Source organism: Microbispora sp. CSR-4 (assembly GCF_008033685.1).
GTDB lineage: Bacteria > Actinomycetota > Actinomycetes > Streptosporangiales > Streptosporangiaceae > Microbispora.
The window spans coordinates 154,662-179,948 of the sequence record NZ_VJVX01000004.1 but is presented as its reverse complement, the minus strand read 5'-3'; the positions used below and the strand labels follow the sequence as shown (position 1 = coordinate 179,948).

Annotated in this window: 28 protein-coding genes; 10 read left to right on the top strand and 18 right to left on the bottom strand. The window is 72.9% G+C overall.

Translation table 11 applies throughout. The features are described from left to right. Genes FLV34_RS40240 through cysN form a run of 3 tightly spaced genes read left to right on the top strand, consistent with a single transcriptional unit; the run spans window position 1 to window position 2,963 of the window. Window positions 1-774 carry a 3'(2'),5'-bisphosphate nucleotidase CysQ gene (locus FLV34_RS40240; protein WP_185949062.1) on the top strand — a complete coding sequence of 258 codons (774 nt, stop codon included), beginning with the start codon at window positions 1-3 and terminating at the stop codon, window positions 772-774. A 12-nt stretch (window positions 775-786) separates the two neighbouring features. Continuing rightward, complete coding sequence (gene cysD / locus FLV34_RS06635; protein WP_142650775.1) at window positions 787-1,701, top strand: sulfate adenylyltransferase subunit CysD; 915 nt, start codon at window positions 787-789, stop codon at window positions 1,699-1,701. Further along, window positions 1,701-2,963: a sulfate adenylyltransferase subunit CysN gene (gene cysN / locus FLV34_RS06630; protein WP_142650774.1), complete on the top strand. Its 1,263-nt coding sequence runs from the start codon at window positions 1,701-1,703 to the stop codon at window positions 2,961-2,963. Before cysD ends, cysN begins: the two co-directional genes overlap by 1 nt. A gap of 334 nt (window positions 2,964-3,297) precedes the next feature. On the opposite strand, the gene FLV34_RS06625 is transcribed toward cysN, so the two are convergent. From FLV34_RS06625 to FLV34_RS06610, 4 genes are read right to left on the bottom strand one after another with little or no spacing between them, the layout of a single operon-like run. Then, window positions 3,298-4,515, bottom strand: coding sequence for an NAD(P)/FAD-dependent oxidoreductase (locus FLV34_RS06625; protein ID WP_261985677.1), 1,218 nt, complete (start codon window positions 4,513-4,515; stop codon window positions 3,298-3,300). 17 nt (window positions 4,516-4,532) lie between these two features. Next, entirely contained in the window at window positions 4,533-5,132 is a 600-nt protein-coding gene (gene folE, locus FLV34_RS06620) for a GTP cyclohydrolase I FolE (protein WP_142650773.1), read from the bottom strand. Window position 5,133: 1 nt separating this feature from the next. Beyond that, window positions 5,134-5,553 carry a hypothetical protein gene (locus FLV34_RS06615; RefSeq protein ID WP_142650772.1) on the bottom strand — a complete coding sequence of 140 codons (420 nt, stop codon included), beginning with the start codon at window positions 5,551-5,553 and terminating at the stop codon, window positions 5,134-5,136. 35 nt (window positions 5,554-5,588) lie between these two features. Then, on the bottom strand, window positions 5,589-6,113 hold the full coding sequence (locus FLV34_RS06610) for a DUF2231 domain-containing protein (RefSeq protein WP_147942610.1): 525 nt from the start codon (window positions 6,111-6,113) through the stop codon (window positions 5,589-5,591). Between the two features lie 127 nt (window positions 6,114-6,240). Between FLV34_RS06610 and FLV34_RS06605 the strand changes: the two genes are divergently transcribed. The 4 genes from FLV34_RS06605 (at window position 6,241) to FLV34_RS06590 (ending at window position 9,987) form a co-directional block, all read left to right on the top strand. Then, a complete protein-coding gene (locus FLV34_RS06605) occupies window positions 6,241-6,930 on the top strand; it encodes a metalloregulator ArsR/SmtB family transcription factor (RefSeq protein ID WP_147942609.1) in 690 nt (229 codons plus the stop codon). 164 nt (window positions 6,931-7,094) lie between these two features. Further along, window positions 7,095-8,018: a sulfotransferase gene (locus FLV34_RS06600; RefSeq protein WP_260617460.1), complete on the top strand. Its 924-nt coding sequence runs from the start codon at window positions 7,095-7,097 to the stop codon at window positions 8,016-8,018. Next, the gene (locus tag FLV34_RS06595; RefSeq protein ID WP_147942608.1) at window positions 8,015-9,013 is read left to right on the top strand and encodes a glycosyltransferase family 2 protein; all 999 of its coding nucleotides are present in this window, start codon (window positions 8,015-8,017) and stop codon (window positions 9,011-9,013) included. The genes FLV34_RS06600 and FLV34_RS06595 overlap by 4 nt, the downstream gene beginning before the upstream one ends. Window positions 9,014-9,153: 140 nt before the next feature. Further along, window positions 9,154-9,987, top strand: coding sequence for a WecB/TagA/CpsF family glycosyltransferase (locus tag FLV34_RS06590; RefSeq protein WP_260617459.1), 834 nt, complete (start codon window positions 9,154-9,156; stop codon window positions 9,985-9,987). Here the strand turns inward: FLV34_RS06590 and FLV34_RS06585 are convergent. The 5 genes from FLV34_RS06585 to FLV34_RS42220 all read right to left on the bottom strand — a co-directional run bounded on the left by FLV34_RS06585 (window position 9,984) and on the right by FLV34_RS42220 (window position 12,779). After that, window positions 9,984-10,358 carry a DoxX family protein gene (locus tag FLV34_RS06585; protein WP_142650768.1) on the bottom strand — a complete coding sequence of 125 codons (375 nt, stop codon included), beginning with the start codon at window positions 10,356-10,358 and terminating at the stop codon, window positions 9,984-9,986. The genes FLV34_RS06590 and FLV34_RS06585 overlap by 4 nt on opposite strands. A 123-nt stretch (window positions 10,359-10,481) precedes the next feature. Beyond that, complete coding sequence (locus FLV34_RS06580) at window positions 10,482-10,754, bottom strand: hypothetical protein (RefSeq protein ID WP_205830891.1); 273 nt, start codon at window positions 10,752-10,754, stop codon at window positions 10,482-10,484. Beyond that, window positions 10,751-11,197, bottom strand: a complete 447-nt coding sequence (locus FLV34_RS06575; RefSeq protein ID WP_185949060.1) for a prevent-host-death family protein — start codon at window positions 11,195-11,197, stop codon at window positions 10,751-10,753. The genes FLV34_RS06580 and FLV34_RS06575 overlap by 4 nt, the downstream gene beginning before the upstream one ends. Before the next feature lie 14 nt (window positions 11,198-11,211). Next, on the bottom strand, window positions 11,212-12,468 hold the full coding sequence (locus FLV34_RS06570; RefSeq protein WP_142650767.1) for an RNA polymerase sigma factor: 1,257 nt from the start codon (window positions 12,466-12,468) through the stop codon (window positions 11,212-11,214). Then, window positions 12,465-12,779 carry a YciI family protein gene (locus tag FLV34_RS42220; protein WP_142624671.1) on the bottom strand — a complete coding sequence of 105 codons (315 nt, stop codon included), beginning with the start codon at window positions 12,777-12,779 and terminating at the stop codon, window positions 12,465-12,467. Before FLV34_RS42220 ends, FLV34_RS06570 begins: the two co-directional genes overlap by 4 nt. 232 nt (window positions 12,780-13,011) lie before the next feature. Here FLV34_RS42220 and FLV34_RS06560 point away from each other — a divergent pair, with 232 nt between their 5' ends. Further along, window positions 13,012-14,232: an MFS transporter gene (locus FLV34_RS06560; protein ID WP_168066386.1), complete on the top strand. Its 1,221-nt coding sequence runs from the start codon at window positions 13,012-13,014 to the stop codon at window positions 14,230-14,232. A 26-nt stretch (window positions 14,233-14,258) separates the two neighbouring features. Here the strand turns inward: FLV34_RS06560 and FLV34_RS42215 are convergent, their stop codons facing one another. The 3 genes from FLV34_RS42215 to FLV34_RS06545 all read right to left on the bottom strand — a co-directional run bounded on the left by FLV34_RS42215 (window position 14,259) and on the right by FLV34_RS06545 (window position 16,874). Beyond that, window positions 14,259-15,116 carry a bifunctional 5,10-methylenetetrahydrofolate dehydrogenase/5,10-methenyltetrahydrofolate cyclohydrolase gene (locus FLV34_RS42215; protein WP_147942607.1) on the bottom strand — a complete coding sequence of 286 codons (858 nt, stop codon included), beginning with the start codon at window positions 15,114-15,116 and terminating at the stop codon, window positions 14,259-14,261. Beyond that, a complete protein-coding gene (locus tag FLV34_RS42210) occupies window positions 15,113-15,733 on the bottom strand; it encodes a cyclodeaminase/cyclohydrolase family protein (protein WP_147942606.1) in 621 nt (206 codons plus the stop codon). Before FLV34_RS42210 ends, FLV34_RS42215 begins: the two co-directional genes overlap by 4 nt. A gap of 193 nt (window positions 15,734-15,926) precedes the next feature. Then, on the bottom strand, window positions 15,927-16,874 hold the full coding sequence (locus FLV34_RS06545; protein WP_142650762.1) for an EamA family transporter: 948 nt from the start codon (window positions 16,872-16,874) through the stop codon (window positions 15,927-15,929). Window positions 16,875-16,984: 110 nt separating this feature from the next. Here FLV34_RS06545 and FLV34_RS06540 point away from each other — a divergent pair, with 110 nt between their 5' ends. Further along, window positions 16,985-17,485, top strand: coding sequence for a MarR family winged helix-turn-helix transcriptional regulator (locus FLV34_RS06540; RefSeq protein ID WP_142650761.1), 501 nt, complete (start codon window positions 16,985-16,987; stop codon window positions 17,483-17,485). Between the two features lie 205 nt (window positions 17,486-17,690). Further along, a complete protein-coding gene (locus FLV34_RS06535; protein ID WP_142650760.1) occupies window positions 17,691-18,098 on the top strand; it encodes an ASCH domain-containing protein in 408 nt (135 codons plus the stop codon). A gap of 291 nt (window positions 18,099-18,389) precedes the next feature. Here FLV34_RS06535 and FLV34_RS06530 read toward each other — a convergent pair whose 3' ends face one another. From FLV34_RS06530 to FLV34_RS06505, 6 genes are read right to left on the bottom strand one after another with little or no spacing between them, the layout of a single operon-like run. Beyond that, window positions 18,390-19,313 carry a sulfotransferase gene (locus FLV34_RS06530; RefSeq protein WP_147942605.1) on the bottom strand — a complete coding sequence of 308 codons (924 nt, stop codon included), beginning with the start codon at window positions 19,311-19,313 and terminating at the stop codon, window positions 18,390-18,392. Next, window positions 19,310-20,710 (bottom strand): lipopolysaccharide biosynthesis protein, encoded by a 1,401-nt coding sequence (locus FLV34_RS06525; protein WP_187280559.1) that lies wholly within the window; start codon window positions 20,708-20,710, stop codon window positions 19,310-19,312. Before FLV34_RS06525 ends, FLV34_RS06530 begins: the two co-directional genes overlap by 4 nt. Beyond that, window positions 20,677-21,531, bottom strand: coding sequence for a sulfotransferase domain-containing protein (locus FLV34_RS06520; RefSeq protein WP_142650758.1), 855 nt, complete (start codon window positions 21,529-21,531; stop codon window positions 20,677-20,679). Before FLV34_RS06520 ends, FLV34_RS06525 begins: the two co-directional genes overlap by 34 nt. Next, window positions 21,528-22,541, bottom strand: a complete 1,014-nt coding sequence (locus tag FLV34_RS06515) for a hypothetical protein (RefSeq protein WP_147942604.1) — start codon at window positions 22,539-22,541, stop codon at window positions 21,528-21,530. The genes FLV34_RS06520 and FLV34_RS06515 overlap by 4 nt, the downstream gene beginning before the upstream one ends. Then, complete coding sequence (locus tag FLV34_RS06510) at window positions 22,538-23,935, bottom strand: hypothetical protein (protein ID WP_260617458.1); 1,398 nt, start codon at window positions 23,933-23,935, stop codon at window positions 22,538-22,540. The genes FLV34_RS06515 and FLV34_RS06510 overlap by 4 nt, the downstream gene beginning before the upstream one ends. Continuing rightward, on the bottom strand, window positions 23,932-25,254 hold the full coding sequence (locus tag FLV34_RS06505) for a YveK family protein (RefSeq protein WP_147942603.1): 1,323 nt from the start codon (window positions 25,252-25,254) through the stop codon (window positions 23,932-23,934). The genes FLV34_RS06510 and FLV34_RS06505 overlap by 4 nt, the downstream gene beginning before the upstream one ends. Between the last annotated feature and the right edge of the window lie 33 nt (window positions 25,255-25,287).

Genomic DNA, 25,287 nt, shown 5'->3' with positions numbered 1-25,287 from the left:
ATGACGATGCGGGACGACCACACCCTCGCCGGTGAGCTGGCGACGGAGGCGGGGGAGCGGCTCCTGGGGCTGCGCGCCCGTCTCGGGTTCGACGACGGCCGGGCGCTGAAGGACGCGGGAGACCGCGCGTCCCACGAGTTTCTCATGGACGCGCTCAGGCGGCTGCGGCCGGACGACGCCGTGCTGTCGGAGGAGGCGACCCGCGAGGAGCGGATGGACCCCCGGCGGCTGTCGGCCGAGCGCGTCTGGATCGTCGATCCTCTCGACGGCACCCGTGAGTTCTCCGAGCAGGGCCGCACCGACTGGGCCGTCCATGTGGCGCTCTGGCAGCGCGGCGCTCTCGTGGCCGGGGCCGTCGCCCTGCCCGCCCAGGGACGTACGCTCACGACCGCGGCGCCGCCCGAGCTGCCCGAGAAGGTGCGTGAGCCGTTCCGCATCGCGGTCAGCCGCACCCGGCCGCCCGAGTTCGTCCGCGAGCTGGCCGCCCGCCTCGGCGGGGAGCTCGTCCCCATCGGCTCGGCCGGGGCCAAGATCGCCGCGGTCCTCACCGGTGAGGTCGAGGCGTATGTGCACGCGGGGGGACAGTACGAGTGGGACTCGGCCGCCCCGGTCGCGGTGGCGGTCGCGGCGGGGGCCCATGCGAGCCGGATCGACGGCTCACCCCTGACCTACAACCAGGAGGACCCGTACCTGCCGGATATCCTGGTCTCCCTACCGGATCTGGCGCCAACGTTGCTCGCCGGAATCCGTGACCTGCATCGCCAGACTCCGTGAAGGAAGTCCCCAATGCTTCAGCGTGACTACACCACGTCACAGCTCGACGTGCTCGAGGCCGAGGCGATCCACATCATGCGTGAGGTCGCGGCCGAGTTCGAGCGCCCCTGTCTGCTCTTCTCCGGCGGCAAGGACTCCATTGTCATGCTGCGGGTCGCCGAGAAGGCCTTCTGGCCGGCGCCGATCCCGTTTCCTCTGATGCACGTGGACACCGGGCACAACTTCCCCGAGGTCATCGAGTTCCGTGACCGGCGCGTCGCCGAGCTGGGCGCGCGCCTGGTGGTCGCCTCGGTCCAGGCGTCGATCGACGCCGGGCGCGTGGTGGAGCAGACCGGGCGGCGGGCCTCCCGCAACCGGCTGCAGACCACGACGCTGCTGGACGCGATCGAGGAGCACCAGTTCGACGCGGTGTTCGGCGGAGCCCGGCGCGACGAGGAGAAGGCACGGGCCAAGGAGCGGGTGTTCTCCTTCCGCGACGAGTTCGGCCAGTGGGATCCGAAGAACCAGCGCCCCGAGCTGTGGAACCTCTACAACACCAAGATCAGCAGGGGTGAGCACATCCGCGTGTTCCCGCTGTCGAACTGGACCGAGCTCGACGTGTGGCACTACATCCGGCGTGAGGGCATCGAGATCCCGTCGATCTACTTCTCCCACACCCGGACGGTCTTCGAGCGTGACGGCATGCTGCTGGCCGACTCCGAGGTGGTCCAGCGGGGCGACGACGAGCCCACGTTCGATGCCGTCGTCCGCTACCGCACGGTCGGCGACATGACCTGCACCGGCGCGGTCGCCTCGACCGCCACCACGATCGACCAGATCATCGACGAGATCGCCGCCACCCGGATCACCGAGCGCGGCGCGACCCGCGCCGACGACCGGGCCTCCGAGGCCGCCATGGAAGATCGCAAGAAGGAAGGCTACTTCTGATGGACATCCTTCGGTTCGCGACGGCGGGCAGTGTCGACGACGGCAAGTCGACGCTGATCGGGCGGCTGCTGTTCGACTCCAAGGCGATCTTCGAGGACCAGCTCGAAGCGGTCGAGCGCACCTCCCGCGACCGGGGCACGGAATACACCGACCTGTCGCTGCTCACCGACGGCCTGCGGGCCGAGCGCGAGCAGGGCATCACGATCGACGTGGCCTACCGCTACTTCGCCACGCCCAAGCGGAAGTTCATCATCGCCGACACTCCCGGGCACATCCAGTACACCCGGAACATGGTCACCGGCGCCTCCACGGCCGACCTGGCGATCATCCTGATCGACGCGCGCAAGGGCGTGCTGGAGCAGTCGCGGCGGCACGCCTTCCTGACCACGCTGCTGCGGGTGCCCCACCTGGTGCTCGCGGTCAACAAGATGGACCTCGTCGACTACTCCGAGGCCCGGTTCGAGGAGATCCGCGAGGAGTTCACCGCGTTCGCGAGCAAGCTGAACGCGTCCGACCTCACGTTCATCCCGATCTCGGCGCTGCACGGCGACAACGTGGTCTCCCGCTCGGAGAACATGCCGTGGTACGAGGGCTCCTCGCTGCTGCACCACCTGGAGAACGTGCACATCGCCTCCGACCGCAACCTGGTCGACGTGCGCTTCCCCGTGCAGTACGTCATCCGCCCGCACAGCGCGACCAGCCAGGAGCTGCACGACTACCGGGGATACGCCGGGCAGGTCGCGGGCGGCGTGCTCAAGCCGGGTGACGAGGTGCTGCACCTGCCGTCCGGCCTGACCACGACGATCACCGGGATCGACACCTTCGACGGCCCGGTGGAGGAGGCGTTCGCGCCGATGTCGGTCACGCTGCGGCTCGGCGACGACATCGACATCTCCCGCGGCGACATGATCTGCCGGCCGAACAACCAGCCGCAGGTCGCCCAGGAGATCGACGCGATGATCTGCTGGATGGCCGACGGCCTGAAGCTCCAGCCGCGCTCCAAGCTGATCATCAAGCACACCACCCGTACGGCCCGGGCCCTCGTGCGCGACCTGCACTACCGGCTCGACGTCAACACCCTGCACCGGGACGAGTCGGCCACCGCTCTCAGCCTGAACGAGATCGGCCGGGTGTCGCTGCGGACGACCCAGCCGTTGTTCGTGGACGACTACGCGCGCAACCGCCTCACCGGCGGCTTCATCCTGATCGACGAGGCCACCAACGGCACCGTCGGCGCCGGGATGATCGTCGACGCACGCTGACGCCGCCGCTTCCCAGGAGAGGTCCGGCTCGGACGGCTTCCGAGGGCGAGGCACGCGGCTTATGCGCCGAGGTGCACGGTCCGCGAGAGCGAGGCGCACGGCTTTTGAGGGCGAGGACGTGGTCTGCGAGGGCGAGCACACGGCAGTGCTCCGGTTCGTCCGGGTGGCGCTGGCCCGTGCCCGCCCTCGGGCCGCGCGAGGGGCGAGGTGAACGCTCCGGCGAGGGTGAGGCGCACCGGCCATGCGAGGGCGAGGCACACGGCGGCGCTTCCGGGTTCATCGAGGTGCCCGTGCCCGCCCTCGGGCCTTTTACGTACGGGCCGGCCCGGCGGGACTATGACGCGACGAGCTTGTCCAGGGGCAGGCCGGGGTCGGCCAGCGCCTGGGCGGTGACGGGTGTTCCGGTGCGGATCAACGCCTTGATCGGCTCGACGACGTCCCAGATGTTGACGTTCATGCCGGCCAGGACGCGATCGCCGCTGAGCCAGAACGCGATGAACTCCCGCCCCGCGACGTCACCCCGGAAGACGACCTGGTCGTAGCCGCCGGGCTCGACATGGCCGACATACTCCATGCCGAGGTCGAACTGGTCGGTGTAGAAGTAGGGCAGCTCCTCGTAGGCCGCCTCCCGGCCCAGCATGGTGGCGGCGGCCACCCTGGGTTGCTTGAGCGCGTTGGCCCAGTGTTCGACCCGTACGCGCCTGCCGAGCAAGGGGTGATGGGCATTGGCGACGTCCCCGGCGGCGACGATGTCCGGGTCGGCCGTACGCAGGGCCGCGTCCACCACGACGCCGTCGTCCACAGGCAGCCCGGCCTGTACGGCGAGCCGCACCTCGGGCTCGGCGCCGACACCGACGAGGACGGCGTCGGCGGGGATCTCCTCGCCGTCGCCCAGCCGTACGCCCGAGCGTGTGATCTCGCTGACGACGACGCCGAGCCGCAGATCGACACCGTGGTCACGGTGCAGACCGGCGAAGACCCGGGCGACCTCGGGCCCGAGCACGCGCAGCAGGGGCAGCTCGGCCACCTCCAGCACCGTGACCTCGACGCCGGCCCGCCGGGCCGCCGCGGTGACCTCCAGCCCGATCCAGCCCGCCCCGATGACCGCCAGCCGCGAAACGCTCCCGATGACCTCCTTGAGCGACTCGCAGTCTTCGATCGTGCGCAGGTAGTGCACGTGGGGTGCGTGCGCGCCGGGGATCGGCGGCGTGCGCGGGCGGGCCCCGGTGGCGAGCAGCAGTTTGTCGTATTCGACCGCGCCGCCGTCGGTCAGCTCGACGCGGTGGGCGCCGCGATCGAGGCCGGTCGCCGCCACGCCGAGCCGCAGCTCGACGTCGTGGTCGGCGTACCAGCCTTCCGGGTGGACGAAGACGCCGGCCCGCTCGGTCGTGCCCATCAGATAGCCCTTGGACAGCGGGGGCCGCTCGTAGGGACGGTGCGGCTCGGCGCCGATCAGCGTGATCCGCCCGTCGAATCCCTGCTCGCGCAGGGCCTCGGCGGCCTTGGCACCGGCCAGACCGGCTCCGACGATCACGAATCTCTGCGGTGTCACGGCGATGATCTCCTTGTTCAGGGGCGGGTGCCGGTGAGGGCGAAGAACTCCTGCCGGGATCGGGCGTCCTCCCGGAGTATGCCCAGCAGCGTCGAGGTGACGGTGGTCGAGCCGACGGCCCGCACTCCGCGCAGGGTCATGCAGGTGTGCTCGGCCTCGATCACGACGCCGACCCCGCGAGGCCGCAACCGCTCTGCGAGCCAGTCGGCCACCTGCTTGGTGAGCCGCTCCTGCACCTGTGGACGGCGGGCGAAGTGCTCCACGACGCGGGCCAGTTTGGACAGCCCGAGGATGCGGTCGCCGGGCAGATAGCCGACATGGGCGACCCCGGCGAAGGGCAGCAGGTGATGCTCGCAGACCGAGCGGACCGGGATCGACCGGGCCAGCACGAGCTCGTCGTAGCCTTCCTCGTTGGGGAAGGTGGTCAGGTCGAACGGGCGCGGCGTGAACAGCTCGGCATACGCCCGGGCCATGCGTGCCGGGGTCTCCCGCAGGCTCTCGGAGTCGGCGGAGACGCCCAGCGCCTCCAGGAACGCGCGGGCCGCCCGCTCGGCCGCGGCAAGATCCACGCCGGCGCGCTGCTTGTCGATCACCCGAAGGGCGGTGCCGGAACGCATCTCAGGCACCGCTCGTGCCGAGCGCGGCCAGCAGCACCAGCACCACGGTGACCACGGCCAGCAGGCCGTGCACGGCCACGACCGCGACCGGGAAGTGCCGCTCTGCCGGTTGTGCCGTGCCGGGCCCGGCGGCCACCGCCGTACGGGCGCGGTAGGCGGGGATCCACCGGGCGAACATCGCGAATCCCAGCAGGGCGACCGGGACCAGCAGGACCAGGGCGACCCACGCCAGTGCGGCGGCGTCGGCGACCAGGAACACGATCCACACGACCAGCCCCGCGGCGGCCAGCGCGAAGTGGCCGAAGATCAGACCTGGTGAGAAGCGGCTGGTGCGCCGGCCGCCTCTGGCGATCCAGACGCCCAGCATCACGAAGCCGCCCACGGCGGTGAGCAGCCACGTGATCAGTGCCGCGATGGCCATGATGAGTTCTCCTTCTGTGCGGGTGGGAAGGGGGGTCAGCGCCGGAACCCGCCGGCCTGGGTGGCCTCGTCGGCGACCCGTACGCCATAGCGGTAGGCGAGCTTGCCGCCGAGATAGCCGGAGACCACGAGCAGCGCCAGGCTGCCCGCCGAGAGCAGTAGCGGGCCGAGCGCGACCTGCCCGCCCGCCGGCGAATCCGCGGGTGAGAGGGCCTGCCGCCACAGGAAGCCGGCGGCGTACGCGGCGGTGATCACGAGGTTCAGCCCCATGTGGAGCAGACCGGTGCGGAACGCCGGGGTGCCCGCCGGGATGGCGAACAGGTCGAGGAACCCGGCCATCGCCGCGGCCACCGCGCCGAGCACGCCGATGGCGATCAGCCACGTCGAGCCCTCGGCGAGGAAACCCGGGTCGGGGGCGAACCGGGACGTCAGGTCGAAGACCATGCTCGCCACCCAGGCCCCGATGGGCACCGCGACCAGCATGGGGTGGAACGGATGGCCGTACGGCCCGGCGAGCAGCGCGCTCACCGGTCGTTTCGCCTCGTGCAGTTCACCGGTCATCCGGGCCTCCGCGTCCGACTTATTACGCCAATGAATGTTGGTCTTATTCAGTCTGGCGGTCAAGACGTTCGCGTACATCGAGGGGGTGATGGTTTTCGACCGTCGAAGCGGGCGATAAGGTGGCGGGGTGACGACGGATCCCGCGATCGGTGCGGTGGCCGCGCTGGACGACGAGCTGCGGCAGGGCATGTACGCCTACATCCGCAGGGCGCGTCGCCCGGTGACCCGGGACGAGGCGGCCGCCTCGGTCGGGATCTCCCGCAAGCTGGCCGCCTTCCATCTGGACAAACTGGTCGACGCCGGGCTGCTGCGTGCCCGCTACGAGGCGGTCGGCGGCATCCGCAAGGTCGGCCGCACCCCGAAGGTCTACGAACCGACCGATATCGACATCCGCGTCACGATCCCCGAACGCCGCCACGAGGTGCTGGCCGACATCCTCATGGACGCCGTGCTCACGGAGAGCGAAGGGGAGAGCGCCCGCCAGGCGGCGGTGCGGGTGGCCTCCCGGCGCGGCGAGGAGATCGGCTCCGCGGAGCGCGCCCGCACCAGGCCCGGACGGCTCGGCGCCGAGCGCGCGCTCACCCTGCTCGAAGGGCTGCTCGCGCGGCACGGCTTCGAGCCCGGCCGCGAGTCGCCGACCTGTGTGCGGCTGCGCAACTGCCCGTTCCATCCGCTGGCCGCCCGGGCCCCCGACCTGGTCTGCGCGGTCAACCACGCCTTCCTTGACGGCATGCTCGACGGATTGGCAGCCGCCAAGGTGGAGGCCGTCCTCGTGCCGCGGCCGGGGGAGTGCTGCGTCGAGCTGCGCTCCTCCTGAGCAGGCATTCCGGCGGGAGTATGCGTCCGGACGGCCGGTGATCGGCGGCTCAACCTCCGGTTATGGCGGCGCAGGGGGCTCGTAGATTCTTTGGGCGATCGGGATTCGTCCGATTACCGTGCGCGCTAGTGTCGTCACGTTTCGCATCCATCCGTGGAGGGCACGTGGCCGACAGTCAGCCGGTGATCTTCGTGGGCGGCCTGGGACGCAGCGGTAGCACCCTGCTCGAACGCCTCCTCGGCGAGGTGCCCGGCGTGGCACCGCTCGGCGAGGTCGTCCACCTGTGGGACCGTGGCGTACGCGCGGACGAGCCGTGCGGCTGCGGGCAGCGGTTCTCCCAGTGCCCGTTCTGGACCAAGGTGGGTGCCCGCGCGTTCGGGCAGTGGCGGCAGAGCCAGGCGGGCTGGCTGCCCGCCCTGCGAGGCCGCGTCGACCGGACCCGCCGCGTGCCCGTCCTCGCCCTCGGGCTCGTGACCCGTGAGGCCGAGCTGGCCGAATATGTCCGGTCGTACGCCCGCATCTACGCGGCGGCGGCGGAGGTGGCCGACGCCCGGGTCGTGATCGACTCCAGCAAGCACGCCTCCCTGGCGTACTGTCTGGCGGCCATCATGGAGCTGCGCGTCGTGCAGGTGGTGCGCGATCCGCGGGCGGTGGCCGCGTCGTGGCGGCGCAGGGTGCGCAGGCCCGAGGACGGCCGGCCGATGACCCGGTGGACGCCCGTGCGCACCGCCGTCCACTGGCTGGCCCAGAACCTGGCCTTCGAGGTGCTGCGCCGCAAGGGCGTCGAGGTCGTCCGGGTGCGTCACGAAGACCTGGTGCGCGACCCGCGCGCGACCCTGGGACGCTTGGTCGCGCAGATCGGCCTTCCGACCGGCGGTTTCACCTTCCTGGACGACCGCGAAGCGCTGCTCGGCGTCGCGCACACCGTCTCGGGCAACCCGATGCGTTTCTCGGTGGGACCGATCGAGATCCGTCACCGTCCGGCGCCCCTCCCGTGGTCCCAGCGGTGGCTGGTCACCGCGATCACTCTTCCCCTCCTGTGCTTTTACGGCTATCGCCTCGTGTATCGCCCGGGGGCCCGGCGATGAGGCCGTCCGTCGGCGTCGTCATTCCGACAAGGGGAGACCGGCCCGGCCCGCTGCGGGCCGCGCTGACCGGCGTGCTCGCCCAGGAGTACGACGGCCGGGTCGAGGTGGTGATCGTGGCCGACGGCGTCCCCGCCTCACTGGTCGCCCGGCAGGTGTCCGGCGTCTCCGGTCCCGGTCCCAGTGCCGATGCCGATGCCGATGCCGCCGGTGCTGCGGGCGGCTCTACAGGCGGCTCTACGGGTGCCGGGGAGGCGGGCGGCGCGGCCAGGAGCGTCCAGGTGCTGGTCAACCGGCGCGCCGTGGGCCTGCCGGGAGCGCGCAACACCGGGATCGCGGTGCTCGGCACGGATCTCGTCGCCTTCTGCGACGACGACGACCTCTGGCTGCCCGGCAAGCTGGCCGCCCAGGTCGCCGCGCTGACGGAGGAGCCCGACGCCGGCTTCGCGAGCTGCGCCGTCGAGGTCGAGTATGGCGACCGCCGGGTGCCGCGGCTGGCCGGCACCGGCCGGGTCACTCACCGGCACCTCACCCGCTCGCGCATGATGATGGTGCACTCCTCGACGTTCCTGTTCCGCCGGGGCTGGGCGTGGGTGGACGAGAGCGCGCCGGCCGGTCAGAACGAGGACTGGGATCTCGCGCTGCGGGCCGCCTGGCGGCATCCGATCGTCCACGTCGACCGGCCCCTCGTGCGGGTGCACTGGGGGTCCTCGCACTACGTGGGCCGCTGGGACGACCGGATCGCGGGGCTGGAGTGGATGCTCGCCCGGCATCCCGGGCTTACGGCGGAGCCCCGGGGTGCGGCCCGCGTCTACGGGCAGCTCGCCTTCTGCCACGCGGCCCTCGGCCGGCGGCGCGAGGCCGCCCGCTGGTCGCTGCGCGCCCTCTCCGCCCGTCCTGCCGAGCCGAGGGCGGCGGTGGCGCTTGCGGTCGCCGGGGGGCTGGTCAGCCCGCGCACCGTGCTCCACGCCCTCCACCGTCGCGGCCACGGCATCTGATGGCCGAGCCCGCACACGCACGTCCGGCGGCGGTGAGCCCGACGCCCCCGCGGCGATGCCTGGAGGCGGTCCGCGCCCCGCTTGCCGGTGCAGGAACGGCCAGAGCGGGGACGGCCGCCGCGCGGGCAGGCAGGGTCCGCGTGGGCGGCGTGCTGCTCGACCCGCTCACCGAGGCCCAGGTCGTCGCCCGGGTGATGGCCGCGGCAGAGCGCGGCGCGGGCGGCCACATCGTCACGCCGAACGTGGACATCTGCCGTGCCGCCGCCCGTGATCCCTCGCTGCGTGCGCTGATCGACGCGGCCGAGCTCGCCGTGGCCGACGGCATGCCGCTGGTCTGGGCGTCACGCCTGCTCGGACGCCCACTGCCGGAGCGGGTGACCGGAGCCGACCTGATCTGGTCGCTGACCGGGGCCGCCGCGGCCCGCGGGCTGCCCGTCTACCTGATCGGGGGACCGCCCGGCGTCGCCGTGGCGGCGCGTGACACGCTGTGCGAGCGGCATCAGGGGCTGGTCGTGGCGGGCGTCCACGCTCCGCCGTACGGGTTCGAGACCGACCCGGCGGCGCTGGCAGAGGTGCGGGAGAGACTCGTGGCCGCGCGGCCGTCGCTGGTCTTCGTGGGGCTCGGCTTTCCCCGGCAGGACCGGCTCATCGCGGAGCTGCGGGCCGACCTGCCGGGTGCCTGGTTCGTGGGATGCGGCGCGGCCATCGCGTTCGCCGCCGGGTCGGTGCGCCGGGCTCCGGGCTGGATGGGCGACCACGGGCTCGAATGGCTGTATCGCCTGATCAGCGAGCCCAAGCGGCTCGCCCGCCGCTATCTGGTCGACGACCTCCCCTTCGCCTGCCGCATCCTGTCGGGTGCCCTGCTGCGCAGGGTCGTCGGGGCGCGGGTCATCAGGGCGCCGGCCTTCGGGGCGCGGGTTTTCGCGTCGCGGGTTTTCGCGTCGTGGGTTTTCGGGGCGCGGAGGAAGGGTTAGAAGGCGTACGGGCCGAAGCGGCCCCAGGCGACCACGGCGGCCAGCACCAGGAGCACCAGGTTGACGACGATCACCTGGGTTTCCGCGCGGCGGGCGTGGACGACGACCGCTCCGGCCATGAGCAGGGCGATGCCGAGCGCGGCGAGCGGCGTCAGCACCGGGGCGATGCCCGTGACGGCGGGCAGTACAAGACCGAAGGCGATCAGCACCTCGATGGCCCCGATGCCCTTGATCGCGCCGGCGGGGAAGTTTTCGGTCCAGGCCATGCCGGAGGCGGCCAGCCTCTCCTTCGGCTGGGCGAGCTTCATCACGCCGGCGACGAGGAAGGCGAGAGTGAGCAGGCCGGCTATGACCCACAGGGCGACGTTCATGGAGAGTCCGTTCTTGCGCGACAGCAGAGCGAAATGTAGCGGATGAGCGGGCCACGGCCATCGTCGGCGCATCGCTGTCACGCCTGCCGCGGCCGAACGCGGGACCGGCGGGCCGGTCGCCGGTCATCTCTTCCGTCCACGGTAGGACGCCGCCGCGACCACCCGATGGACGGCGAGCCTCTCAGACGGCCAGGCGGCCACGAAGCCGGTGTTGCCGGTCCGGGTCCTTCTGTGACAACGGGTCCGCGCGTAACGCCTCGAAACAGCGCCGGTGTTCCCGGCAGCCTCGGCGCAGAGGTCGCTCCAGCCCTTGGCGGCCTCGCTGGTGGCGAACCGAAGATGCCACTCGTCGCCGACGGCGGGCGGGGCCACGGCGTCGCCGCGCTTCGGGCTCATGGCGCGAACACCTCGCCGTGGTCCTCGTCCGGCAGTGCGCGCGTGAGCTGTTCGGTCAGTGCCGGATCGGCCAGGATCCGGGCCGTGGCCCGCCATTCGACGACGACCCGGTGCAGCGTGGCGTGAACGTCCAGATCGATCGCGTCGTGAGTGGCGTCGACAAGGTCCCGCACGAACTGCTGCTTCTCCTCGTCGTTCAGGTGCCGCACCCAGGGAAATACGACGGGAAGGGCGTGCAGCACGGCACGGATGCCCTCGTCATCGGCGAGGAGCGCCGCGACCATGCGGGCGGCGACTTCGGCGGTCTCCTCCCGTTGCCGGTCATGCCGGGCGGTGGAGATGAACGGGTCCTCTCCGTCGCGGCGCCGCCCGCACCGCCGGGCCGCCTCGGGGGCACGGTCCCCAGCGACCGGGGGCAGGCGCCCGGCCGGCAGGGGCCGCACGACCGGGCAGCCTGTCAGGTCCCACCGGTCTCGGCACGTCTGCGGGCGAGGTACCGGCGCTCCGCGTCGGTCGGCGCGAGCGCCAGGGCCTCCTCGTAGGCCTGCGCCGCGTCCGCCGTACGGCCCAGCCTGCGCAGCAGGTCGGCACGGGTCGCGGCGAGCAGATGGTGCCCGGCCAGCGCGCCGCCCGCCCGCAGTTCGTCGACCAGCCGCAGACCCGCGAGGGGGCCGTCGGCCATCGCGACTGCCACCGCCCGGTTCAACTCGACGACCGGAGACGGCGCCAGCCGTGCGAGCCGTGCGTAAAGACCGGCGATCTGCGGCCAGTCGGTGTCGTCCGGGTCGAGGGCGGTGGCGTGACAGGCGGCGATGGCCGCCTGCACCTGGTAGGGCCCGGGACGGCGGCACGCCAACGCGTTGTCCAGCAGCCGCAGCCCCTCGTCGATCTCGTCGTGGTCCCACTGCGCGCGGTCCTGGAACTCCAGGGTGACGATGTCGCCCGCCGCGTCGAACCGGGCCACGCGCCGTGAGTCCTGCAGCAGCATCAGCGCGAGCAGCCCCTGCGCCTCGGGCTCGCCCGGCATCAGCCCGGCGAGCACCCGGGCCAGCCGGATGGCCTCGGCGGTCAGCTCCGGCCGGGCGGGACTCGGCCCGCCGCTGGCCGAGTATCCCTCGGTGAACAGGACGTACAGCACGCCGAGCACGCCCGCCGTCCGCTCGGCCAATAGGTGCGCGGGCGGCACCCCGTAGGGTATGCCCGCGTTGCGGATCTTCTTCTTGGCCCTGACCAGCCGCTGGGCCATGGTCGTCTCCGGCACCATGAACGCCGCGGCGATCTCGGCCGTGGTCAGCCCCGCGAGCGTACGGAGGGTGAGGGCCACCTGCGCCTCCAGCGGCAGGGCCGGGTGACAGCAGGTGAACATCAGGCGCAACCGGTCGTCGGGCACGTGGTCCTCCTCCACGTCCTCCTCCACCGGCTCCGGATCGGGGCCGGCCGGCATGGCCGCGACGGAGCGGAGCCGCGCCACCTCGGTCGTGTCGCGACGGAGTCGGTCCAGCGCCCGGTTGCGGGCCGCCGTGGTGAGCCACGCCCCGGGACGGCGCGGAACGCCGTCCCGGGGCCAGCGGGCGATTGCCTGGGCGAAGGCGTCCTGGGCGCACTCCTCAGCAAGGTCCCAGTCGCCGGTCAGCCGGATGAGCGTGGCGACGACGCGGCCCCACTCCTCGCGGAACGCCTCCTCGACGACCCGGGTGACGTCGGCGCCGCTCATTCCGGCCAGAACGGCCTCACCTCGATCGAACCGAACGACGCCACGGGATGCTTCAGGGCGATCTCGATGGCCTCGTCCAGGTCGGCGCACTCGATGATGTCGAATCCGCCGATCTGCTCCTTGGTCTCGGCGAACGGCCCTTGGGTCACCAGTCCGGCTCGCACCGTCGTAGCGTCGCTGACCGGGCACAGGCGATGCCCGTCGAGGCGCACTCCGCGGCGCTCCGTCTCCTCGATCCACGGCTCGGGGTCGGCCTGCTCGGGGCTGACTTCGACCGACTCCTCGCCGCAGATCAACAGCAGGTATTTCAACGGCTTTCTCCTCCGGACACGGGCCGCCCCGCGCGGCCGCTCTCCTCTACGACGCGGTGAGTCTCCGAAATCGACATCCGATCGCGCCCGGATGTCGAAAATCCGCGTCGGCGCCGTCGTCCTTCCAAGGGGCGCCCGTCGGGAGGCGCCGTACGGGAAGGCGGGACGCATGTCCATAGTGGCTGGGGAAGCCGGCCAGGAGCGACGACGAGAGGGCCGGGAGGGGAGAGCCGTGCGACGGGCACGCGCGGCGGTGACGGCGGTGTTCGCCGTGAACGGCGCGCTGATCGCCTCGCTCGCGGTCCGCACGCCGTCGCTGAAGACGGATCACGATCTGACGGCTGGGCTGCTCGGGCTCCTGACCGCCCTGGTCGCCGTGGCGGCGCTCGCCGCCACGCAGGTCGCCGGGCGCCTCGCGGCGCGGATCGGCAGCGCGTGGGTCGTGCGGATCGCCGCAGTCACGCTTCCCCTCGCCCTGCTCGGAGTGGGCCTCGCCGGCGGACCCGTTCACCTGGCCGCGGCCATGCTCCTCGTCGGCGCCGCGAACGGGCTGCTCGACACGGGCATGAACGCGCAGGCGGTGATGGTCGAACGGGCGGCGCATCGTCCCATCATGAACGGCTGCCACGCGGCATGGAGCATCGGCTCCGTGGCCGGGTCGTTCACCGGCGGGGCCGCAGCGCAGGCGGGTATGTCTCTCACCACGCACTACCTGATCCTGGGAGCGGTCGTGACGGCCGTCGTCCTGGTGGTGGGCAGGGGGCTGCCGGCCGAGGAGTTCTCCGCGGAGCACCCGCCCGCGCGGACGGACGACGGCGCCGGACGGCGAGGATGGCGGGCTGGCTGGACGCGCCGCGTCCTGCTCCTCGGCGCGCTGGGCGCGGCGGTGCTGGCCTGTGAGGGGGCCGTCATCACCTGGAGCGGCGTGTTCCTGCACGAGGACCTCGGCGCCTCGCTGGGCGTGGCCTCGCTCGGCCTCGTCGCCTTCACCGCCTCCCAGACGGCCGGACGGCTGGTGGGCGACCGGTTGTCCGCCCGGCACCCGGCACGGGTCCTGGTGCGGAGCGGCACCGCGCTGGCGGCCGCCGGTCTGACGGCGGTGGTCGTGGCCCCCACGCCGATCCTCGCGGTCGCCGGGTTCGCCCTCGCCGGTCTCGGGCTGGCGACACCGCTGCCACTGATCTTCAGCGCGGCCGGGCACGCGGGCACGGAGGAGGGCGGCACGGGAGCGACCGCCGCGGTCGCCCGGCTCACCACCATGACGTACTCCGCCATGCTGCTCGCTCCGGCGCTCGTCGGCCGCGTCGCACAGGCGCTCGGGCTGACCTGGACGCTGGCGCTGCTGGTGCCGCTGCTGGTGACCGTGGCCTGGAAGGCTCAGGTGGTGGCGCGCCCCCCGTCGAGCGTGGCCCCACCCGTCGTCGCGGCCAGGGTGCCGGACGAGGCGCGTTGACGGCGCGGGGCCGGGGCGGGGCGCGATCAGCCGCGGCCGGCGGCCTGCACGGCGGCTTGCATGGTGTGGCGCAGCAGCAGCGCGGTGGTGACCGGGCCGACCCCGCCGGGCACGGGCGTGAGCGCCCCGGCCTTGTCCGCGACCGCGACCGCGTCGACGTCCCCGACCAGGCCGCCGTCGTCGGTGGGGTTGGTGCCGACGTCCACGACCACCGCCCCGGTCCGTACGTGCTCGGCCGTGATCAGCCCGGCACGGCCGACCGCGGCCACGACCACGTCGGCCGCGGAGGTGACGGCGGGCAGCTCCCGCGTACGGGAGTGGCAGACCGTCACGGTGGCGTTCCGGTCCAGCAGGAGATGGGCGGCGGGTTTGCCGACCACGGTGGACCTGCCGACGACGGCGACGTGGAGGCCGGTCAGGTCGATCTCGTGGTGGTCGAGGATCGCCACGACGGCCTCGGCGGTCGCCGGAGCGAACGCGGGCAGGCCCGCGGCCAGACGGCCCAGCGACAGCGGATTGGCGCCGTCGACGTCCTTCTCGAACGCGATCGCGCCGGCCAGGTCCTCCAGCTTCGCTCCCTGCGGCAGCGGGGTCTGGAGGATGATCCCGTGCACGGTGTCGTCGGCGCTCAGCGCCGTCAGCCTGTCGCGGATCAGGCTCGGGGCGGCATCCGCCCCGAGATCGACGATGTCGCAGGCGATGCCGGCCTTCTCGGCGGCGCGGGCGATCGAGCGTACGTACCAGGCGCTGGACTCGTCCGCCGTGGCGACGACGACCGCGAGCTTCGGCGGTGTGCCGGCCGCGGCGAGCGCGGCGGCCCGCTCGGCGGCCTCGGCCCGGATGGACGCCGCGAGCTCCTTGCCGGACAGCACGCGGGCGCTCACTTGGCGATCTCCTCGCGTACGGCGGCGGTGACCCGTTCGGCCCGCGCGGCGACCTCGTCCACTCCGGCCGCCTCGGCGGCCAGTTCGGCACGGGCGCGCTCGTCCTTGATCCCGCCGAGGTTGATCTCGATGTTCACCCGGGCGGTGGTCGCCGCGGCCCGGGCGGCCTCGGTGGCGGCGGCGATGTCGGAGACGACGTTGCGGTTGCCGATGGGCAGTAGTTCCTCGGCGATGCCGACGGCCTTCCTCGCGACGGCGACCACCTCGGCCGGGACCTCGCCCGCTCCCACCAGCGCCTCGGCGATGGCGGCCGACCGGGCGGCCTTGGCCTCCTCGGTGTCCTTGGGCAGCTTGTACGCCTCGGTGACCGCCGTGAACGCCGCCTCGTCGGCCTCGGCCAGGCGCAGGGCCTCCGCCCGCAGGTCGTCGGTCTCGCCGATGATCCGCTCGATCACGGCCGCGTGCTCGGCGTACTTCTCGCCGGTGGTGTAGCGCGCGACCATGCCCAGCAGCGCCGCGGCCTGCGCGGCCTGCAGGGCCGCTGCGGCGCCACCGCCCGGCGCGGGCACCCGATCGGCGAGGCGGGACAGGAAATCGCTGATCTTCTCGTCGCGCATCGCGCTCGTCCTCCGGTCGTCCTGGTTCGCGCACGCGTGGCACGGTTCGTGCTGGTTCGCGCACGCGTGGCACGGTTCGTGCTGGTTCGCGCACGCGTGGCATGGTTCGTGCGTCGCCACAGCTCCCGCATTGCACGGCCGGGAAAATCCTCCCACGCCCCGCTCGTCACTCCGCGTATGGGGCTCGTTCGTGTCAGCGGGACGGGCTGGCCGTCTGGGCTGCGGGCCGTACGGGCTGGGGCGGGGCCGCGGCGCGCCGGGAAGGCCCGGCCGGAGCCTGGCCGAGGAGGGTGCCGCCGAGGGCGAGGATCATGCCGAGCAACTGGATCGGGCTGAGGGACTGCCCGAGCGCCGCCCAGCCGATGACGGCCGCGGAAACCGGGCTCAGCAGTGCGAGGAAGGCGACGGACGTCGCGGGGAGCCGGGAGATCCCACGGAACCAGATCCAATAGCCGACCGCGGTGCCGACGATGCCCAGGTAGGCGTACCCGAGCAGGTTCTCGCCGCTCAGCGCCGGAGGTGCGCCCTCGATGAGCAGGGCGACGGGAACGAGCAGCAGCCCGCCGGCGGTGAGCTGCCATCCGGTGAGGGCGAGTGCCCCGACCCCCTCCGGGCGGCCCCAGCGCTTGGTCAGCACGGTCCCGGCGGACATGGACGCGGCCCCGGCCAGCCCGGCGAGCACGCCGACCATGTCGAGCCGTGCCTCGGCGCGCAGGACGACCAGCCCGACCCCGACCAGTCCGAGGACTCCGGCGAGCACCTTGCGTGTGGTCGGACGCTCGGCGAGCAGCAGGGCGGCGAAGCCGAGCGCGAACAGCGGGCCCACCGCGCCCAGCACGGCCGCGACGCCGCCGGGCAGCCGGTACGCCGCCAGGAACAGCAGCGGGAAGAACGCCCCGATGTTCAGCACGCCGAGCACCGCGGCCCGCCAGATCCATACGCCGCGCGGCAGCACGCGGCCGATGACCAGCAATGCCAGCCCGGCGGGCAGCGCTCTCATCACCGCGGTGAACATCGGGCGGTCGGGCGGCAGGAACTCCGTGGTCACGGCGTACGTCGAGCCCCAGGCGAGCGGTGTGAGCGCGGTGAGGGCCAGCGTCGCGGTGTGCGGCGCGGAACCGGACCGGGATGCGGCGGACATGCCCATGAAGATTGCTCCTCGTTGATAATCTCAACATTGAAATAACATCACGCCGAACGCATCGACGTCAAACTGATGAACGTTGAGATACTTAGTGCTTAGGGGTCGCCATGGGTGACGCGGTCGATCTGTTGCTCGCGCAGTGGGCGCGGGAACGGCCTGACCTGGACGTATGGCCGATGGGGATCATGGGCAGGATCAGCCGGCTGTCGCGGCTGCTCGACCGGGAGCTGAAGGAGTTCTTCGCCGCGTACGGCCTGGAGCGCTGGGAGTTCGACGTCCTGGCCACGTTGCGCCGGTCCGGCCCGCCGTACGAACTGTCGGCGGGAGCCCTCAACAAGGCGGCGATGGTGACCTCCGGTGCGATCACCAACCGCATCGACCGGATGGCGGCCAGGGGTCTGGTCGAACGGATCCCCGACTCCGACGACCGGCGGTCGGTCCGGGTGCGGCTCACCGATCGTGGTCTCGCGCTCGTGGACGAGGTGCTGGGGCCGCATGTCGCGAACGAGGCGCGCCTGCTGGCGTCGCTGGACCCCGGGGAGCGCGACCACCTCGCCGGCGCCCTGCGCACCCTCCTCGCCTCCCTCGGCGACACCACCCTCGGTTAATGCCACCCGTACGGCGGCGCGCGCGGTTTTCCTTTCACGCCGACCAAGATCATGAAAGGATACGGCTTATCCTTTCACGCTCCGGGTGGCGGTGAAAGGATAAGCCGGGGCTCCAACCCGTCTGCCTTGCGCGGACCTCGCGCTCATGAGGGTCGTGAAGCGAAGTTCCGTACGTCTCGGGTGGGTGGCGCGACACTGTGTCCTCATGCGGGGTGAAGAAGAGGCACGGGCAGTCGCCGATGGTCCGCCGGACAAGATCCGTACGCCGCGGAGCGTGCGCGTTCGCTCGATGAACCTGTACCGGCGGTACTTCGATCTCGTCGCCGACGGCAGCAAGACCATCGAGGTCCGGGTCCAATACCCCAAGCTGCGGGACCTCGCCGCAGGCGACTACATCCGATTCACGTGCGGCGGCGACGACGCCCTGACCAAGGTCAAGCGGGTCGCTCGCTATCGCAGTTTTGAGGAGCTACTGGACACCGAAGGCCATGAGAAGGTCGACCCGACCAGCCCGCGAGATCAGCAATCGACCGCCATCCGGCGCATCTATGGACCGGAGAAGGAAGCCCTCGGCGTCCTGGCCATCGAGATCGAGTTGGTCGCCACTACGTGATTACCTGGTCGAACCTGAGCGTGCCGGGCCGTCGCGGCCGGTTCGGCCGCTTCCTCGTGTGACGGCTTTCTGAATGCCTCAGGATGCCTCACCCGGGATTGTCTGCTGATACCTCAGCTCATAGAGATGGCCGCCCTTGATGAGGATGGACACCTCGACCGGGCGCGCTTCGTCCCTGCCGTCTCGTACGCGGGAGGGTGGCGACGGCCCGAGGCCAGTGATCGGTGGCGTCGGCTCATCGCGGGCCGCGCCGGCTGAGCTGCGCTCCCCGCACGCCGGACCGGCGAATGCCTAGCTGGATACGGCTGGATCGGTGGTCAGGGCGCGTACGCGGACGGCGTCGTCGTGGGGGAGGGAGGTCGCGGTGAGCGCCTGCCGGGAGTCCATCGGGCGGTAGGCCGTACGGGACAGGCCGGTCCAGGCGAAGGCGGGGCGAGATCCGGAGCGGGAGGACGTGCAGGCGGCGGTGACCCGGCGGACGGCACGGCCGGTCCAGGGCAGGCCGCACCAGGCGTACAGGTCGCGGAAGCCGTCGAGGGGCGCGGCGCACAGGTCCTCATAACGCACGACCTTGATCCCGGCGGTGCGGCCGGCCACCGTGCCGGTGACCCGCCAAGCGGTCCTCCACAACACCGCCGCCGCGGTGATCACGTCGTGCTCGCCGGCGAAGGGCGCCAGATCGGCCACGTACGGGTGGTCGCGCAGCAGGAGGGGCTGGTCGAGCAGTTCGCGCGCGTCCACCCTCCACCCGAGCCGCCGCCAGCTCCCGGCGAACGACACGGGGTCGCGGACCACGACGACGACCCGGCAGCCGAGGCGGGCGGCGAACCACTCGGCGGACAGGAGCGCGAACGGATCGTCCAGCAGCGCTCTCCTGGCCAGCAGGCGGCCGAGGGTGAAGGCGGTGCCATATTTGGCCATCCGCGCGAGGTCGCCCGGGCCGTGGTTGCGGCGGAGCTCGGCCGCCCAGCCGTAGCGCAGCGCGACCGTACGGGAGAACGCCGCCAGCCAGGGCGTCTCGTTGTCCGGGCAGATGTACTGGAAACGGTGCGTCACGGACGCGTTCAGCACGCCGGGGGAGCGGCCCGGCGGGCGCTGCGGGTTGAGCGGCTCGTTGACGTAGACCAGCCGCCCGCTCGCCGTGAGCATCCGGCCCACCCAGCTCGTGCCGCTGCGCGGCAGGCCGGTGACCAGCACGGGCGGTTCCGCGCTCACGAGGCCGCCCTCGTCGTCCCCGCACCGCCGGCCGCCGCTCCAGCCCCAGTCGCCGCCCCGGTCGTACTCGTACCGCCGGGCGCCTTGGCGGGATCGGCCGAGCGGCCCACACCGAAGGGGAGCAGGCCATAGCGGCGGTGGACCTGGAGGGCGGGCAGCAGGTTCTTCACGAGCACGCCGCCCGACCAGCCCAGCACCGCCCCCAGCGCGCCGTACGCGGGGACGAGCAGCACGTCGAGGCCGATCGTCACGGCGACGGCCGTCGTCACGTTGGCGAGGCTGGCGGCCGTGCGCCCGCCCGCGACGAGCACGACGTCGACCATGCCGCACGCGGTCGCGACCATCATCGTGGCCGACAGGACGATCGCGATCGCGCCGCCGCCGGCGTACGCGGGCCCGAACAGCGGCAGCAGCCACGGCGCGAGCGCCGCGTAGCCCAGCCACAGCGGCCAGGTGAGCACGATCAGCCACCTGGTGGTGGTGCGATAGAGGGCGCGGGCGGCGTCCAGGTCGCCCTCGGCCAGGGCCCTGACCAGCCGCGCCTGCGCGGCCTGGGCGAGCCCCTGACCGGCGAGCTGCCCCAGCACCTTGAACCGGGTCGCCGCCGTGTAGACGGCCGCCGCCGCGGGCCCCGCGAGCAGCGCGACGATCACCACGTCGAGCCGCTGGAACACCGACTGCAGGGCCGCCGCGGCCGACCTCGGCGCGGTGTGCCGCCAGAAGGCCCCCACCTCCCCCACGTCGTACGGCGCGAGCCCGCGCAGCCGTACGGCGGCCAGCACCGCGCCGGCCACGGAGGGAAGCGCCCAGGCGGCGGCCAGCACCGGCGGCGGGGCCCCCGCGAGCACGGCGGCGGTGACGAGGGCGAGCTGCCCGAGCGGCTGCACGGCCCCGGCGAGCAACAGCGTGGGCCGCATCGTGCCGAGGCCGCGGGTGGCGCAGATCAGCACGTCGGACAGGACGACGAACGGCAGGGCGGCGGCCAGCACGATCCAGACGCCGCCGGGCACGCCGGTGAGCCCGGCGAGCGGCCCGGCCGCCACGGCGACCCCGGCGCCGGTCAGCGACGCGAGCGCGGCCACCGGGGCGAGGACCCCGCGGACCAGCCGCCGTCCCCCACCCGGGGTGCGGGCGGAACGGTTGCGGGCCAGGGCGTGGACGAGGCCGTTGCCGGTGTCGAGGCGGACGATGCCCGCGAGCATCAGGCACAGCGCGGTGGCCGTGAAGAACGCCCCGGCGGACGCCGGGGTGAGCGACCGCGTCACCACCAGCACGAGCGCGAACTGCCCTCCCGCGGCGGCGGCCGCCGTGGCCAGCCCGGCCACTCCATGCCGGAGGAGGCCGCCCGGCCGCGACAGGCCGGTCAGCGCCGCCACGAGGGCACCGCTCCCAGCCACGGGACGAGCTGCGCGTCCCATGGCTCGAAGTGCTCCCGAAGCCGCCGATAGACGGACGCGGGCATGGCCTCCCGCGGCCGGGCGTTGTGCCGCTTGAAGTCCACGCCGCCGATCCGGGGCAGCCCGAGGAACCCCAGCACCCGGTCATAAACGGCGGCGGGATCGCGGAACAGCAGCCCGCTGTCGAGGACCAGGATCCGGTCGCGTCCCACGAGCGGCTCCAGCCGGGCCAGTTGCTCGGCGTACCGTCCCCGTGCCAGGTAGGCGTGGTGCCGGTGCTCGTGGCTGGCGTAGCCGGGGATGGTCCGCAGCCGTTCGGCCTCACCGGCGAGGCGCTCGGGCTCCAGCGCGAGGGCGCGCTCGAAGCACGGCTCGGTCTCGAACCCCCGCGCCAGCTCGTGGGCGTGCGCGGAGCAGGCCCGCTCGACCGGGTCGCGGACCAGGACGATCAGCTTGACTCCGGGCAGGTCGGCCGCGATGCGGGCCCCCGCCAGGGGATGGAAGAGGTAGTAGGGGGACGACTCGAACGCCTGCGGGGCATGACCCCATCGATAGCGGAGCGCCCGCGCCCGGGAGGTCAGCGGGAAGTGGGCGCGATACCAGGGCAGCCCTCGCTCGTAGTCCATGTCGAAGTAGTGGACGCCCTTGCGCAGCACGGGCTTCATGACCAGCGGATGCCGGGACAGGGCGCGGTAGAGCGAGGTCGTGCCGCACCGCTGCGCCCCGACGATCAGGAACGACGGCAGCACCCTGCCGCCGCTGGTCAGCCTTCCGGCGGCGTACGACACGGCGTGCGCCGAGTGCTTCAACGGCGCCTTCACAGCAGGCACTCCTCGTGATCGACGAGAGGGTTCAGCCAGACGGCGGGCGGCCCGAGCGGCTCGTGGCCGTCGCGGCGGGGCCGCTCGGCCAGGGTGACCAGGTAGTGGACCGCCGTCCGGCGGGCCTGGGCCACCTCGACGCCGAACGGTTCCAGGAGCCCGCCCGCCTGGGCGAGACAGGACCGGGCGGCGACCGGCGGCGGCATCCGGCGCAGCGCCCGGTGGAAGAAGTGGTGCAGGACGTCGAAGCCGAGCGGCACGCCCACCGCGAACCGCTCCCAGTCCCACACGAGCAGCCGCCCGTCCGCCCCGGCGGCGAGGTTCCAGGGGGTGAAGTCGCCGTGCCAGGCCGCGGCGTCCCCGCAGCCCGCCTCGTCGCCGTACGGGCGGATGGCGGCGATCTCCCGTACGGCCGACGCGAGCAGGGGAGCGGGCACACGGCGGGAACCCACACGGCGGGAGTCGACGGGAAGCGGCGACAGCATCAGCACCTCAAGGCCCCGCCACTGGCCGTGATAGAGCACGTCGGGCGGCACGACGACCTTCAACGGCCGCCCGGCGAGCATGCGCAGCACCTCGCTCTCGTAGCGCACCAGCCGCCTGGCCCGCGGCGTGTCGCCGATCTTCACGAATCCCGCGAGCCCCGACTCGTCGTACGCCTCCAGGATCGGCTTGCGGTTGGCGCGGCGGGCGGGCCTGACGTGGACGACGACCCGCATCCGGCGGCCGAGCACGTCGCTGAGGTGCGTCTCGATCGTGTCGGTCCCGCCGGCGACGGGCAGGCCGCGTCCGAGCGCGCGGTGCCACCACGTGCGCGGGACGACCCGCCGGGGCACGAGGCGGTGCGGCACCACGGTGCGGGCCTCCGGCCGGACGCCGGGCCGGACGCCCGGCCGGGCGCCTGGCCGGGCGCCTGGCAGGGCACCGGGGCGGGCATCGGGAGGGGAAGGGGGGAACAGCAGGTCCATCACCTCGTCCAGGTAGTGGAGCCGATCGGCCGCGTCCCTCATCGGGCCTCCCCGAGGTCGGATGCCCCTGTGGCGTTGCGCCAGAGCAGGGCGAAGGAGATCAGATACAGGGTCAGGGCGCTGATCAGCCCGTCGTAGACGACCATGTAGAGCAGCACGAGGATCATCACGAGCGTCCCCGCCTTGCCGATGGGCGTCCGGTCGGCCCAGTAGCGCCGCACCGCCCCGGCGAAGAACGCGACGTACAGCAGGGCACCCGTGAAGCCCTGGCTGATCATCAGGAGCCACAGCTGCCCGTCGCTGCCGAGCGGGGGATGGCCGCACTCCGTGCACCACGGGCTGCGGCCCGTCGTCACCGTGCGGTGGCTGCCGTACGCGGTGCGCGTGTTGCCGTAGCCGATGACCGGCGACGTCGCCGCGACCCGGATGGTGGTCGCGACCGTGAACGCGCGGATGCCGTTGCTCTGGGGGTTGTCCAGCCGCTGCGCGACGATCGTGCTCAGCGGCGAAAGCAGGAACGCCGCCGCGGCGACGGCCGCGACCGCTCCGGCCAGCAGGGGGCGTGCGCCCCGGATCATCACATAGGCCGCCGAGATCCCGAGCCCGATCCACAGGCCCCGGTTGAGCGAGTAGACGACCGGCACCGCGGCGGTGGCGAGCGCGAGCACGGCCACCACCCGGCGGTACGGTCCGCCGTAGGTCCACCAGCCGACTACGAACCAGATCACCAGCACCGAGACGTCGGCGCCCCAGGCGTTGGACCACTCGAACGGCGCCTCCGGGCGCGGCGCGGCGTGCCCGAGCACATGCTGGATCTGGGCCGCCGTCGGGTGGATGAGGTTGGCGACGAAGGGATGGCCGCCGATCGCCGGCGGCAGCACCATCTCCAGCGGCGAGGTGAACGCGAAGCCGGGCGCGAACACCCCGAGCAGCCCGCCCCCGACGGCCGTCAGGAACAGCACGCCGAGCCACCTGACCAGGGTGCGCTGCGGCAGCTCGTCGTGGGTGAGGTTGCCCAGGTAGAGCACCATGATCAGGAGGGAGACATAGACGGCCAGCCGCATCAGGTAGCCGATGACCCGGCCGGCGGCGAGCTCGCCGTACGTGCCGTCCGGCGTCTCGGCGAGCGTGAGCGCGCTGATCAGGTAGCCCGTCAGCAGCAGCGCCCACAGGCCGAAGCCCTTCGGCGCGCGGATCGGCCGCCTGCGCCACAGCAGCACTGCCATCGGCACGGCCAGCACCACCACCGACAGCCCGCCCAGGCCGAGCGCCCACCAGACCGGATAACCGAGCAGGTACGCCGCGATCGGCCACGCCGCCCTGACAGAAGGGCGCCTGGTGGGAAGGGCCTGCCACCCGGTTCCGTACGCCGTGACCGGCGGCTGGGGGGCGGCGACCGCCGACGCGGCCGGGGTGCGGGGGCCGGGGATCGTCACGCGCCCCACTCCGCGGTCTCGGGCACGGGCGCGACGAACCCCGGCGGCACGGCGACGGCGCCGAGCACGCGGGCGCCCTGCCGGGCGAGCTGCCGTACGGCCCGGGTGACCTCAGGGGAGGTCGTCCGCCGCAGGCCGACCAGCAGCACGGCGGCGTCGGGATGGGCGGACCGGCCGGTCACGACCGTCACCGGCACCAGGTGCGCCAGCGCGGGGCCGAGGCTCTTGGCGAGCAGCCTGGCCTTTCCCTGTGCGCCGGTGCCGTCCTGGCGTCCCGCTCCCGCGCCTCCCGCTCCCGCGCCTCCTGATCCCGCGCCGTCCTGGCGCGCCGCCCGTGAGCCCTTCTGGCGTCGTGACCGCCCGCCGTCGAGGATGCCCGTCCCCACGCCCTCGACGAGCAGCCGGTGGGGCCCGCCGCCCAGCGACGTGGCGACGGCGGCGGCCATCTCGTCGAGGGCCGCGGAGCTCGGCCTGGCCGGAAGCTCGGCGAGCAGCGGCAGGCCGCACAGCCGTTCGATGTCGGCGCAGGTGCGGATGCGGGTGTCCAGCCGGTCACGGCAGAACGCGGCCCCTGCCCCGGCGAGCACGCCGAGGAACAGGCCGCTGCCGAGGAAGAGCGGCGGGCTCGGGTAGGACGGGCGGGCGGGCGGCCTGGCGGGGCTGATCACCGTGCCCGGCGTCACCGCGACGGTCTTGAGCGCGTCGTAGCGCAGCGTGAGGTCCGCCGCCTGGCGGGCGAGCAGGGCCTGCCGCCTCGACGTCGCCTGCCCCGCCGTGGTCGTGGTGGTCGTGCCCGCCTTTTCGAGGTCGTCCTCGATCTGGTGCAGCCGCGCGGCGATCAGCCTGAGCTGGCCGCCGATCGCGTCCTCGGCAGCGCGGGCGCGGTTGCGCAGATAGGCCTCCGCGTACGCCTGGGCCCCGGCGGCCGCGGCCCGGGGATCGGACGCCGAGTAAGAAATGGAGAGAACGGCGGAATTGGGAGGGACGTCCACGGTCAGCCGCTCCCGCAATTCCTCCGGATCCGGATATTTCAGTATCGCGGCGGCCAGGGTGGAGACGACCGCCGATCGGGCGATCTGTGATTCGGTGTCGAGATTGAGGATTTCGCGCTGCCGGGAGTTCGGCACGTTGAACTGTTCCTGCGCGCCGGTCGCCGTCACCTGCACCTGGGCGGTCGCGGTGTAACGCGGGGGAGTGAGCACGAGCGCCGCCGTCCCGCCGCCCACTCCGGCGAGCAGGCAGATGACGGCGACCAGGCGCCTGCGCCGGAGCACAGAACCGTATTCTGCAAGGTCGCGGCTGTGCGGCGGCAGGCTCATCGAACTCCCCGTGCCCTCGTGTGTCACGCGGCC

Coding starts and splice junctions, on each gene's coding strand:
- FLV34_RS40240 (WP_185949062.1), top strand. CDS start 1: ATGACGATGCGGGACGACCACACCCTCGCCGGTGAGCTGGCGACGGAG.
- cysD (WP_142650775.1), top strand. CDS start 787: ATGCTTCAGCGTGACTACACCACGTCACAGCTCGACGTGCTCGAGGCC.
- cysN (WP_142650774.1), top strand. CDS start 1,701: ATGGACATCCTTCGGTTCGCGACGGCGGGCAGTGTCGACGACGGCAAG.
- folE (WP_142650773.1), bottom strand. CDS start 5,132: ATGCGTTCCGGCACCGCCCTTCGGGTGATCGACAAGCAGCGCGCCGGC.
- FLV34_RS06615 (WP_142650772.1), bottom strand. CDS start 5,553: ATGGCCATCGCGGCACTGATCACGTGGCTGCTCACCGCCGTGGGCGGC.
- FLV34_RS06610 (WP_147942610.1), bottom strand. CDS start 6,113: ATGACCGGTGAACTGCACGAGGCGAAACGACCGGTGAGCGCGCTGCTC.
- FLV34_RS06595 (WP_147942608.1), top strand. CDS start 8,015: ATGAGGCCGTCCGTCGGCGTCGTCATTCCGACAAGGGGAGACCGGCCC.
- FLV34_RS06585 (WP_142650768.1), bottom strand. CDS start 10,358: ATGAACGTCGCCCTGTGGGTCATAGCCGGCCTGCTCACTCTCGCCTTC.
- FLV34_RS06580 (WP_205830891.1), bottom strand. CDS start 10,754: ATGAGCCCGAAGCGCGGCGACGCCGTGGCCCCGCCCGCCGTCGGCGAC.
- FLV34_RS06570 (WP_142650767.1), bottom strand. CDS start 12,468: ATGAGCGGCGCCGACGTCACCCGGGTCGTCGAGGAGGCGTTCCGCGAG.
- FLV34_RS42210 (WP_147942606.1), bottom strand. CDS start 15,733: ATGCGCGACGAGAAGATCAGCGATTTCCTGTCCCGCCTCGCCGATCGG.
- FLV34_RS06545 (WP_142650762.1), bottom strand. CDS start 16,874: ATGTCCGCCGCATCCCGGTCCGGTTCCGCGCCGCACACCGCGACGCTG.
- FLV34_RS06540 (WP_142650761.1), top strand. CDS start 16,985: ATGGGTGACGCGGTCGATCTGTTGCTCGCGCAGTGGGCGCGGGAACGG.
- FLV34_RS06535 (WP_142650760.1), top strand. CDS start 17,691: ATGCGGGGTGAAGAAGAGGCACGGGCAGTCGCCGATGGTCCGCCGGAC.
- FLV34_RS06515 (WP_147942604.1), bottom strand. CDS start 22,541: ATGAGGGACGCGGCCGATCGGCTCCACTACCTGGACGAGGTGATGGAC.
- FLV34_RS06505 (WP_147942603.1), bottom strand. CDS start 25,254: ATGAGCCTGCCGCCGCACAGCCGCGACCTTGCAGAATACGGTTCTGTG.